The organism is Sphingomonas sp., assembly GCF_035317925.1.
Classification (GTDB): Bacteria; Pseudomonadota; Alphaproteobacteria; order Sphingomonadales; family Sphingomonadaceae; genus Sphingomonas_I.
Genome location: NZ_DATHFV010000035.1, coordinates 1 through 11,150, shown reverse-complemented (window position 1 = coordinate 11,150; position 11,150 = coordinate 1). Strand labels below are relative to the sequence as shown.

Here is an 11,150-nt window from a genome sequence, read left to right as displayed (position 1 = left end):
CAGGGCATCGTAGGTGACCGTCGACACGCCCGCCGGCGGCGGTGGCGGGGCGGCGTAAGGGCGCCGCGCGAGATCGAGCGCATGCGCCTGCAATTTCGCCCAGGAGAAAGGCTGCGCCGCGGTCGCGCCGCGGGCGGGAAGGGCGAGGGCGGCGGTCAACGCGGTCGCGCCAAGCAGCGCCTCGCGGCGGGAAACGATGGGGCTCGTCATGATTCGACGGTAGGAAAGCCTTAGGGGCGGGTCTAGGTTCCGCTTATGAAACGACTGATCCTTGCGCTGAGCGCATGGCTGATGGCGGTACCCGCCTGCGCGGCCGATCTGATCGCCTTCTGGAACGTGCCCGAACATGGCGGCAACAGCTTCAACGGCAAACCGCCGAGCGAGGCCTATTTCCGCGCGCTGCGCGGCTATGGCGCGACCTGGGTCAGGCTTACGCCGAGCAAATGGAAGGGCGAAGGGCGCGACTTCCTGATCGGCGATGCGGATCATTATGCCGGCATCCCGCCGCAGGACCTGAAGCTGCTGGTCGCGGCGCTCGATCGCGCGCAGGCGGCGGGCCTCAAGGTGGTGGTCACGCCCTTGTCGCTGCCGGGCGCGCGCTGGTCGCAGCAGAACGGCAACAAGACCGATGGGCGGCTGTGGCGCGACAAGGATTATTGGGCGCAATCGGCGGCCTTCTGGCGCGACTTGGCGCAGGCGCTCAAGGATCATCCGGCGGTCGCGGGCTACAACATCGTCAACGAGCCGATCCCCGAGAAGGATAATGGCCTCAAGGAACATAGCGATCTGGCGGAGGCGCGCGCCTGGTATCGGGCGCATCAGGGCAGCGCCGCCGACCTGCGCGCTTTCTATGCGACCGTGATCCTGGCGATCCGCGCGGTCGATCCGAAGACGCCGATCATGCTCGACATGGGCTGGTATGCGGCGGCCGACGCCTTCACCTGGGACAAATTGCCCGACGATCGGCTGCTCTACGCCTTCCACATGTACGAACCCTACGACCTGACCAGCCTGCCCAATATCCGCCGTACCCCGCCTTTGCCGTTCCCGGGCAAGACCGCTTATGGCGACTATTGGGACACCACGCGGCTCGATGTCTATCTCCAGCAGCCGGTCGATTGGGCCAGGGCACAGGGCGTCCCGGCCAATCGCATCGTCGCCGCGGAATTTGGCTGCGGACGGCGCCTGCCGATGTGTCCGATCTATCTGGAAGACGTGCTGGCCGCGCTCGATCGCAACCATCTCCACTGGGCCTTTTACGGCTTCCGCGAAGATGAATGGGACGCGATGGATTACGAGCTCGGCGCAGGCCCGCCGCCGCCCCGTTATTGGGACCAGATCAAGACCGATGGCGACGCGGTGAAGCGCGGGCCGAACCCGGTGTTCGATCCCATCAGCCGCCGGCTCGCGGCGAGCAAGCCCGCCGGCTGATCAATCGCGCTGGCCTTCGCGCGCATTTCATATAAAAAATGAATTTCGTTAAGGACTGCTCGCGTTCGACGGGCACCGGCGGAGGGGCGAATGATCGAGCGAAACCTTGTCGCGCGCGGCGCATCGCCGTTCCTGTCGGCTTTGGCCGCGCTCTGCCTATCGGTCGTCCCGGCCCACGCCGCCGCCGTGCCTGCACCCTGCCTCAAGACCAAATGCGCCTTCCTCGACGCGCGGCTTAGCGCGGATGCGCGCGCCCGTGACCTGCTCGGCCGGATGACGCTGGCGGAGAAGGCGCGCCAGCTCGATATGTATTCGGGCCTGGACGACCTGACCGGCGCCAACAATGACCGCCCCGCCGATCCCAGGACCGGAGTCCGGCCGGAAGGGCGGTTCGACCCGGCGATCGCGGAAAAGGCGCTCGGCCACCTCGGCGCGGGCTCGATCCACGACGTCTATCCCAGCCCGCAGCTCTACAATGCGATCCAGGCCTGGGTGATCCGTTCGAGCCGGCTCGGCATCCCCGCGCTCTTCATCGAGGAAGGTCTGCACGGTTACATGACGCATGGGGAGACGATCTTCCCGCAAAGCGTCAATCTCGCCGCAACCTGGAATACGGACCTGGCGCAACAGACCGGCGCCGCGATTGCGGCCGAGGCGCGCGCCACTGGCGTGGACATGCTGCTCGGCCCGGTGCTGGACGTCGCGCGCGATCCGCGCTGGGGGCGGGTCGAGGAGGATTTCGGCGAGGATCCTTTCCTGACCGGGCAGCTGGGGCTGGCTTATGTCCGGGGTATGCAGGGGGCTTCGCTCGCGAGCGACCGCAACGTGATCGCCGAGCCCAAGCATTTCGCCGGGCACGGATCGCCCGAAAGCGGGCTCAACACCGCGCCGGTTCATGCCGGCGAGCGCGAGATGCGCAGCGTCATGCTCAAATCGTTCGAGCCGGCGTTCCGCGAGGGCGGGGCGATGGCGACGATGGCCGCCTATCACGATATCGATGGTCTGCCGGTCACGGCCGACCCCTGGCTGTTCAACCACGTGCTGCGCGGCGAATGGGGTTTCCGGGGCTTCGTGCTGTCGGACCTTGGCGCGATCCGGCGGCTCTACGACACGCACCATGTCGCCGACAGCCCGGCCGCTGCGGTGCAACTGGCGCTGCGGTCGGGTGTGGACATGCAGTTTTACGATTTCCCGCATGCCGTCTTCCAGGATGCTTTGATCGACGGCGTGCGGAGCGGGAAGGTGTCACAGGCCACGCTCGACGCTGCCGTGCTGCGCGTCCTGCGCGCCAAATTCATGCTCGGCCTGTTCGATCGTCCGTTCGTCGACGAGAAACTGGACGCCACGGTCCGACGTGCGCCCGCGCATCTCGCGCTGTCGTTGGAGGTTGCGCGCCAGTCGATCACCTTGCTCAAGAATGACGGCGGCCTGTTGCCGCTGCGCAAGGATCTGAAGCGCATCGCGGTGATCGGCCCCAATGCCGAACTGGCCCGGCTCGGCGATTATGTCAGCGCGACCGTGCCTGAGAGTGCCGATTTCGGGATGCTGGCGCAGATCCGCAAACTGGTCTCGCCGCAAACCAAGGTCGATTTCGCGAACGGCGACGCGATCGATCAGGCGGTCGCGCTGGCGAAGGATGCCGATGTCGCGATCCTCGCGCTGGGAGAGAATGCCGAGGTTTCGGGCGAGAATCACGACCGGTCGGAGCTCGGCCTGCCCGGACGCCAGCAGGCGCTGCTGGAGGCGGTCGCGGCGACGGGCAAACCGGTCATAATCGTGCTGCAGAACGGCCGCGCGCTCACCATCCCCTGGGTGGCCGAGCATGTGCCCGCGATCGTCGAGGCCTGGTATCCCGGCGAGTTTGGCGGCCGCGCCATCGCCGAGGTCTTGTTCGGCGACGTGAATCCCGCCGGCCGGCTGCCCGTCTCTTTCCCGCGCAGCGTCGGCCAACTCCCCGTTTTCTATAATCACTTTCCGTCGAAGGACCGGGATTATGGCGACGGCGGCGGCAAGCCGCTCTTCGTGTTCGGCTATGGGCTGAGCCTCACGAGCTTCAAATATGCCGGCCTGTCGGTCTCGACGCCGGCGAAGGGCGACCTGGCCGTCTCGTTCGACCTCACCAATGTGGGTGCGCGTGCGGGCGATGAGGTCGCGCAACTCTATGTCCGCCAGACCACAGCCAGCGTGGCGACGCCGGAAAAATCACTTAAAGGCTTCGTCCGCGTCCATCTCGCGCCGGGCGAGACGCGCCGGATCACGATCCCGCTAAAGCGGTCCGAACTCGCCATCTGGGGTGCGGACCGCGCATGGCGGGTCGAGCCGGGCGACTATAAACTGACGGTCGGCGGAAGCTCCGCCGCCGACCTGGGTACGACCGTCATGCTCAGATAAAGGATCAGTCGCGTTCGACGCAGAGCGCGATGCCCATGCCGCCGCCGATGCAGAGCGTGGCGAGGCCCTTCTTGGCGTCACGGCGCTGCATTTCGTGGAGCAGGGTGGTCAGGATGCGCGCGCCCGACGCGCCGATCGGATGGCCGATCGCGATCGCGCCGCCATTGACGTTGACCCTGGACGCGTCCCAGCCAAGTTCCTTGCCGACCGCCAGCGCCTGTGCGGCGAAGGCCTCGTTCGCCTCGATCAGGTCGAGATCCTTGAATTCCCAGCCGGCCTTCTTGAGCGCCTTCTGCGTGGCGGTGACCGGGCCGATGCCCATGATCGAGGGATCGACGCCGGTCGACGCCCAGCTCTTGATACGCGCCAGCACGGGCGAGCCGCGCCTGGCGGCCTCGTCCGACGACATCACGATGATCGCGGCGGCGCCATCGTTCAGGCCCGAGCTATTGGCGGCGGTGACGGTGCCTTCCTTTTTGAAGGCGGGGCGCAGGCTGGCGAGGCTGGCGACGACCACGCCCTCGCGGATGAACTCGTCCTGGTCGACGATCGTGTCGCCCTTGCGGCCCTTGATCGTGACCGGCGCGATCTCGTCGATGAACTTGCCGTCGCGGCGCGCGGCCTCGGCCTTGTTCTGGCTGGCGGTGGCGAAGTGATCCTGCTCTTCGCGCGTGATCTGATATTTCTCCGCCAGATTCTCGGCGGTGATGCCCATGTGATAGCCGTTGAAGACGTCGGTCAGGCCGTCCTTGATCATCGTGTCGATGAGGGAAAGGTCGCCCATCTTCTGCCCGGCGCGGATCGCCTGGGCGTGTGGGCTCATCGACATATTCTCCTGGCCGCCGGCGACGATGATCGTCGCGTCGCCCGCCAGGATCGATTGCGCCGCGACCGCGACCGAACGCAGCCCTGAACCGCACACCTGCTGCACGCTCCACGCCGGCACCTCCTTGGGGATGCCAGCCGCCATCGCTGCCTGTCGCGCCGGGTTCTGACCCTGGCCCGCGGTCAGCACCTGGCCGAGCACGACCTCATCGACATCCGCCGGATCGACGCCCGCCTGCAGCAGCGCCGCTTCGATCGCGATACGCCCGAGCTCGTGCGCGGGCGTATTCGCGAAATGGCCGAGGAAGCTGCCGACCGGGGTGCGCTTGGCGGCGGTGATGACGACGTCGGTCATGAAGGCTCCTGTGTATTGCTTCTGGGTGCGCCTAGCCCCCGGATGTTGCGCGGGAAAGCCACAAGGACAGTGGCTCCCATAAGTTCGTCTTCGCGCGGCCGCCGACGATCATCCCGACATGGCCGAGCGCGAGATCGATCCGCTCGCCGACGCCGGGTGTGGTGGCCGCGGGCACGATATGGTCGGTGGTCGAGGCGATCTCAAGCACGGGCATCGCTAGTTTGGCCGGATCGATGATCGTACCGGCCACGCGCCACGTGCCCTTGCCCGGCCTGTCCCCGGCGAACAGATCGAGAAACAGCTCGCGCGCCGCGCCGCGGGTGAGGGGCGGGCCGTCATTGGCCCAATCCTCCAGCCGGACGAACGCCTGCGATTGCGGATCGTCAGGGTCGCGACTGCCATGCGCTTCATATTTGGTGACGGTGCGTTCGGGGTCGAGCCGCCAGAAGGCCGCCTGCAATATCTCCATCGGCAACACGCCAAGCGTAGCCGTCGCCGGTTCGGCGGTGCGCCACAGATCGGCGAGCGCATCGCGCGTGCTGTCGGGATAATCGCCGAACCGCCACGGCGTCGCGATCAAAGCGAGCGCGGTCACCGGCCGCAGCGCGGCGGCGGCGATCGCCATCGTCCCGCCCAGGCAATAGCCGACCAGAGCAACCGGCTCGCCGATCGCGTCGATCAGCGGCAGCAGCATGGTTTCGATATGGCCGGCGACGGTCAGGTCATTCTCGGCCGCGTCGGGGCTGCCCCAATCGATCAGCAGCGGCCTGACGCCCCGCGTCGCCAGCCAGCGCAGCAGCGAGCGTTCGCCATCGATGTCGAGTACGTCGGGCGGATTGATCAGCGACGGCACGAACAGGATCGCCGGTCCCGCGCCGCCATAATCGCGCACCGACGCGCGGCCCGCACGCGCCAAAACCGGCATCGGCACGGGCGCTGCAGTGCGGTCGGCCTGCTGATAAAGCCGCAATCCCTTCAATGCTGCAGCGGTGCGGTCGGGCTGACCTGTGGTTTCGCTGCGCAACATACTCAGAAAAAGCGGGAGCGGGCGCGGCCTGTGTTGCGCTGCGTCAAGAATCGATGCTACGGGATTGTCACAAATAGGAGGTGGTTGGGGCATGGCGAAATCGTCCGACAATTCGGGTACGGTGATCATCAAGAAGTACGCCAACCGCCGGCTCTACAATACCGAGTCTTCGAGCTACATCACGCTTGAGCACCTCGCCCAGATGACGCGCGACGGGCGCGACTTCAAGGTGATCGACGCCAAGACCGAAGAAGATATCACCCACAACATCCTCACCCAGATCATCATGGAGGAGGAAAGCCACGGCCAGACGATGCTGCCGGTCAGCTTCCTGCGCCAGCTGATCTCGCTCTACGGCGATTCGATGCAGGCGATGGTGCCGCAATATCTGGAAGCGTCGATGGACGCCTTCCGCAAGAATCAGAACCAGTTCCGCCAGGCGCTGGAAGGCGCGTTCGCGGGCGGTCCGCTGGCCGAGATCACCAAGCGCAACCTCGACATGTTCGAGGCCGCCGCCGCAGCGTTCAAGACGACCGGCGTCGTCGGTGGCGCTGCGCCGGGTGCGGCGACGTCCACATCCAAGGACGACGATATCGCCGCGCTCAAGGAGCAGCTGGCGGGATTGCAGGACAAGCTCAACAAGCTCGGCAGCTAGCGCGCCCGGCAGGGCGGCGTTAACCATCATGCCTCCATAGCGCTATGCGCAAACGGGGGGCGGATGAGCGGCAGCGAAAATCCTAAGAGCGGGGCAGGTGGGCTGTCGTTACCGGCGCGGCTCGCCTGCGTCGCGTTCCTGCTCTATTTTGCCGCCGCGGCCATATCCGCCAATATCGGGCGGTTTAGCGACCTCACCGCCTGGCTCCTCTTCGCGCAGGATCGCTGGCTGCTGCTGGCCGAGGCACTGATCCTGGCGGGCAGTGCGATCGGACTCGGCCCCGGCCGGCGGCCGATCATCCTGTCCGGTCGTACCTGTCTCCTGCTCGCACTGGCGGTGATCCCGCTCTGCTATCTCGGTCATGCCTGGGCTTTGTGCGGCTACGACATGAGCCGCGACGAACAGATGGCGGTGTTCGATTCGCAGATCTTCGCGCGGTGGCAATTGGTGCAGCCTTTGCCCGCGCCATGGCAGCTCCACATTGCCGCGCTGGACGACCTGTATGTGCTGCCGGCGGCCCACCCCGTGGCTTGGGTATCGGCCTATCTGCCTATCAATGCCGCTTTACGCGCCCTGACCGGCATGGTGGTCGACCCCGACTGGACCGGCCCCCTGCTGACCGCCCTCGGTGGCATCGCTTTGTGGAAATGTGCGCGTCGGCTCTGGCCGGAGGACGGGGAGGCGGCGACGTTGGCGCTGCTGCTCTATCTCTCATCCGGGCAGGTCCTGTTCGCGGGCATGACGGCTTATGCCATGTCCGCACACCTCACTTTGAACCTGCTCTGGCTCTGGCTGTTCCTGATGGACCGCAGGGGAAGCGATATCGCGGCGCTGGCGGTCGGGGCGCTCGCGACAGGCTTGCACGAGCCGCTTTTCCACCCGCTGTTCGTCGCCCCCTTCATCTTCCTGCTGATCGGCCGTCGGGCGTGGGGGCGGGCGGCGTTGTTCACGCTCGCCTATACGGGAATCGGGCTTTTCTGGCTCGCCTGGCCGAGCTGGATATATGGGATGATCGAAGGCGGGCATCCCGCGGCCAAACCGATGGGCGCAGACTTCTGGACGCGGCTCGTTTGGGTGCTGACCAGGCCTTCGGTGCCGCGCACCATCTTCATGAGCGCCAACCTGCTGCGGTTCGCCGCCTGGCAGCCGATCCTGCTGCTGCCGCTGTTCGCGATCGGGCTGGCTACGGCCAGGCGCAACGGCATGGCGATCGCCCTGGCCGCCGCGGCCATTTTGCCGGTGATTGCGGCGGGAATTCTGATGCCCGATCAGGGGCAGGGGTTCGGCTACCGCTATGTTCACGGCGCGATTGGCGCCGTCATTCTGGTTGTCATATATGGCTGGCACGATGCCGTCAGCCGCGATGCCAGATGGCGCCCTTTGGTGGTGCGATGCCTGGCGGGAGGTCTGCTGATCCTGCTGCCGGCGCAGATGGCCATGACGCATGTTTATTATGCGAGCTTCGCCGCGGTCGACCGGCGCATCGCGGCAAGTGGGACGGACTACTTCATCATCGGCAATGACGATGCGCCTCTGTCCAATGCCTTCGTAGTGAATCGGGCCGATCTCTCCAACCGTCCGCTGCGCCTGTTCGGCGATCGTGTGGATGCGGATCTGACAAACCTTATGTGTAAGCGAGGCGCAGCCGTCGGTATGGCCACGAGCGCGCTCTACGCGCCGGTCAATCACTATTTCCGTGACGGCATCGCCAGCCTGTCGGCGGATCGTCGGCTCAAGAAGTTGGGACCGCAATTGGCGGCGGCCGGCTGCCGGGTCGTGCCGTTAAATGGGGACTGAGCCGCTGGAACTTGGTTAACCATTCCTAAGAATTCTTGTGCGAGGGGTCATCTCACGGCGTTTCGGCCTTTTGAGGACCCCGCATGGCGCAAAGCCTGACATATGACACGCTTGAGCGGCTGTCGGTCGGGCGACCGGTCGATCGGCTTGGCTTCATCGCCGAGCTGTGCCGCGGCAAGCGCGTGCTCGATGTCGGGTGCCTGGACGAGACCGCGATCGATAAGCACCACACCGAAAGCTGGCTGCACGGGCGCATCAGCGCGGTCGCGGAACGGGTGATCGGTATCGACAGCTCGGCCAATATCCCCAGCAACGGGTTACAGACCGGGCCGCGTTCGATCATCGTGCGGGGCGATGGGATCGACCCGGCGGTGCCGCAATTGCACGATATGGAGGTGGACAAGATCGTCGCGGGCGAGTTCATCGAGCATATCGACGAACCGCTTCTGTTCTTCCGCAATATTAAGCGGCGTTTTCCTGGCCGCGAACTCGTCGTGTCGACGCCCAACGGGACGTCGCTGGCGAACATGCTGCTCGGTCTGATCGGTCGCGAGGCGCAGCACCCCGACCATGTCCACGTCTTCACCTACAAGGTGCTGAACACCTTGTGCCTGCGCGCCGGGTTCGAGGATTGGGAGATCGTCCCCTATCATTTTTACGCGACCGAGATGAAGCTGCGCTCGCGCGGGTTCACACGCTTCGCCGCTGGTGCCGCCGAACGTGCGATCCGTATCATCGAGCGCTTCTGCCCGCTGCTTTGCTTCGGCTATGTGGTGCGGGTGCAATTGTGAAACATGGCGTTCCGCGACCCTCGGCTGTGATCAAGGGGCTGGCCGACCTTGCGATGCGCCTCGACAACCGCCTGCGCACCACGGTGCTGAAGCTGACCGGCGAAAAGCTTTACCGCAATCCGCATCTTTATGAGCGGAACGGCGACTAAGGCGTCAACGGACGAGGCGACGCATGATGGCGAGCCGCGCGCTCAGGTAGTTATAGACCAGCAGCACGACCGTCGCGATCGGCGCGGCGGCCAGCATCGATACGTGAAGCACGTCGCAGAGCAGGGCCAGGACGGCATAGGCCGCGGGTATCCCGAGCGCGACGCCGGCCATGAAGCGCGCATAACTGCGCCAGCCCGGCGCCTGCCGGAAGGTGAAATGGACATGCGCAACATAGCCCGCCGTCCCGATCACCAGGAAAGACAGCAACGTCAGTTCGAGGATGCCAAGCCCGGCGCGTGCGCCCCCGATCAGCAAGGCGTTGTTGGCCAGCGCGCAGACGCCGCCGCTGATCAGGTAGCGTGCAGGCTGCCTGCCGCCGTCCGGGATCAGCGGGCGCATATCTTCATCGCATAATTGTTGAACCAGGGCGCGATGGTCTGTTCCGCGGATACGCAATCCGCACCGAAGACGCCGGCCAGCAGGTGCCGTGCCTCGGTCCGCGTCAGGTAGGCGATCCGGTCCCCGGTCAGCCAGCGGTCGGCAGCATACCCCAGATAATAGATCGGCGCCCAATTGCGGTGCCAGTCCTTGAAGGCGAGCACGCCGCCCGGCGCGAGCAAGGTGCGGACGGCGGCAAGAAAGGAGCCGCGCGCTTCGTGCGGAATATGGTGCAACACGTCCGTGACGATGATCAAATCATAAGCGCCGGGGCATTCCTGCGCCAGATCCTCGGCAGTGACGACGCGGAAATGCACGCGATCGGGCGGATCCTGATAGAGGCGCCCGACATGCGAGGCGATGTCGACCGCATCGATCGCGGCATCGGGATAAGCGGCCACGAGCCGGATCGTGCTACACCCTTCGCCGCAGCCGAGCTCGAGGATCCGCCGTGGCCGGGGCGCCCATGTGCCGATCGTGCGCGTCCAGTGATCGAGGCTCATGAACATGCCGCGCCACAGATCGGCGATCAGCCGCTCGTGACGGCCGAACAGCTTCCGGACCTTGCTGCCGATCGCCATTCACAGATCGCCGGTAAGCGCCAGCCGCAGACGCGGAAGCACCCGGTCGATGATCCGCGATTGCCGCACATAGCGCATGACCTCGACCGGCCCGAGGCACAGCAACCGCATCGCCGCATTGGCGAGCGCTCCCTTATGACCGCAAGACGCGTCGGCCAGCGCGCAATTCACCTCGATTGAAGCGCGCGCCCGGCGTTCGATGCGTCTACGCGAGTGCGCGGGCGCCCGATAAAGATGACGCTCGAGAACCTGTTCCAGCTGTGGGCGCAGGCTACCGGGCCGCCGGCTGCCCGTCATCGTCAGCGATCCGCGATGAAGACGGAAGGCCGTGGTCGTCTCACTACGGACGGCGACGCGCCCCTCTGCCGCGAGCTTCAGATATATGTCCCAATCGGCGGTAAACCATAAATCCTCGTCCATACCGCCGGCGGCCAGCCATGCGTCCCGCCGTGCGACGGGGGAGGGGATGGCAATGCTGCTCTGGACCAGCAAGGTCGAAAGGAAATCGTCTGTGGAGACCAGGCCCGGCCGGAATGGCAGGTTCCAATGGCCCATCATATGGCCGTCCGGATGGGCGAACCGCGATGGAGCCACCGACAAGACCACATCGGGATTGCCCGCGATTGCGCGTCGGATGGCGGCGAGATGGCCCGGCAACCACAGATCGTCTTGATGAAGCATCGCGACATGTTCCGCGCGCGCTTCACGC

11 protein-coding genes and 1 pseudogene are annotated in these 11,150 nt (G+C 65.7%); 6 read left to right on the top strand and 6 right to left on the bottom strand.

Annotated features, from left to right (window positions below; translation table 11 throughout):
* Positions 1-210, bottom strand: a pseudogene (locus VK533_RS02650) (hypothetical protein); the annotation flags it as partial.
* Between the two features lie 45 nt (positions 211-255).
* Between VK533_RS02650 and VK533_RS02645 the strand changes: the two are divergent.
* Positions 256-1,431: a glycoside hydrolase family 5 protein gene (locus tag VK533_RS02645; protein ID WP_324374754.1), complete on the top strand. Its 1,176-nt coding sequence runs from the start codon at positions 256-258 to the stop codon at positions 1,429-1,431.
* Positions 1,432-1,521: 90 nt separating this feature from the next.
* Positions 1,522-3,822: a glycoside hydrolase family 3 N-terminal domain-containing protein gene (locus VK533_RS02640; protein WP_324374752.1), complete on the top strand. Its 2,301-nt coding sequence runs from the start codon at positions 1,522-1,524 to the stop codon at positions 3,820-3,822.
* A gap of 4 nt (positions 3,823-3,826) precedes the next feature.
* Here the strand turns inward: VK533_RS02640 and VK533_RS02635 are convergent, their stop codons facing one another.
* Together VK533_RS02635 and VK533_RS02630 are read right to left on the bottom strand one after the other, a co-directional pair.
* Positions 3,827-5,002, bottom strand: coding sequence for an acetyl-CoA C-acetyltransferase (locus VK533_RS02635; protein ID WP_324374750.1), 1,176 nt, complete (start codon positions 5,000-5,002; stop codon positions 3,827-3,829).
* Positions 5,003-5,033: 31 nt separating this feature from the next.
* A complete protein-coding gene (locus VK533_RS02630) occupies positions 5,034-6,029 on the bottom strand; it encodes an alpha/beta fold hydrolase (RefSeq protein ID WP_324374749.1) in 996 nt (331 codons plus the stop codon).
* Between the two features lie 91 nt (positions 6,030-6,120).
* On the opposite strand from VK533_RS02630, the gene phaR reads away from it, so the two are divergent.
* The 4 genes from phaR (at position 6,121) to VK533_RS02610 (ending at position 9,421) form a co-directional block, all read left to right on the top strand.
* Positions 6,121-6,684: a polyhydroxyalkanoate synthesis repressor PhaR gene (gene phaR / locus VK533_RS02625; RefSeq protein WP_324374747.1), complete on the top strand. Its 564-nt coding sequence runs from the start codon at positions 6,121-6,123 to the stop codon at positions 6,682-6,684.
* A gap of 63 nt (positions 6,685-6,747) precedes the next feature.
* Positions 6,748-8,481, top strand: a complete 1,734-nt coding sequence (locus tag VK533_RS02620; RefSeq protein WP_324374745.1) for a hypothetical protein — start codon at positions 6,748-6,750, stop codon at positions 8,479-8,481.
* Positions 8,482-8,564: 83 nt separating this feature from the next.
* Positions 8,565-9,272 carry a methyltransferase domain-containing protein gene (locus tag VK533_RS02615; RefSeq protein WP_324374743.1) on the top strand — a complete coding sequence of 236 codons (708 nt, stop codon included), beginning with the start codon at positions 8,565-8,567 and terminating at the stop codon, positions 9,270-9,272.
* Between the two features lie 26 nt (positions 9,273-9,298).
* Positions 9,299-9,421, top strand: coding sequence for a hypothetical protein (locus tag VK533_RS02610; protein ID WP_324374742.1), 123 nt, complete (start codon positions 9,299-9,301; stop codon positions 9,419-9,421).
* A 4-nt stretch (positions 9,422-9,425) separates the two neighbouring features.
* Here VK533_RS02610 and VK533_RS02605 read toward each other — a convergent pair whose 3' ends face one another.
* The 3 genes from VK533_RS02605 to VK533_RS02595 all read right to left on the bottom strand — a co-directional run.
* Entirely contained in the window at positions 9,426-9,821 is a 396-nt protein-coding gene (locus tag VK533_RS02605) for a GtrA family protein (protein ID WP_324374739.1), read from the bottom strand.
* Entirely contained in the window at positions 9,809-10,441 is a 633-nt protein-coding gene (locus VK533_RS02600; protein ID WP_324374737.1) for a class I SAM-dependent methyltransferase, read from the bottom strand. Before VK533_RS02600 ends, VK533_RS02605 begins: the two co-directional genes overlap by 13 nt.
* On the bottom strand, positions 10,442-11,150 hold a 709-nt coding region (locus VK533_RS02595; RefSeq protein ID WP_324374735.1), incomplete at its 5' end, for a hypothetical protein. It lies immediately after the preceding gene.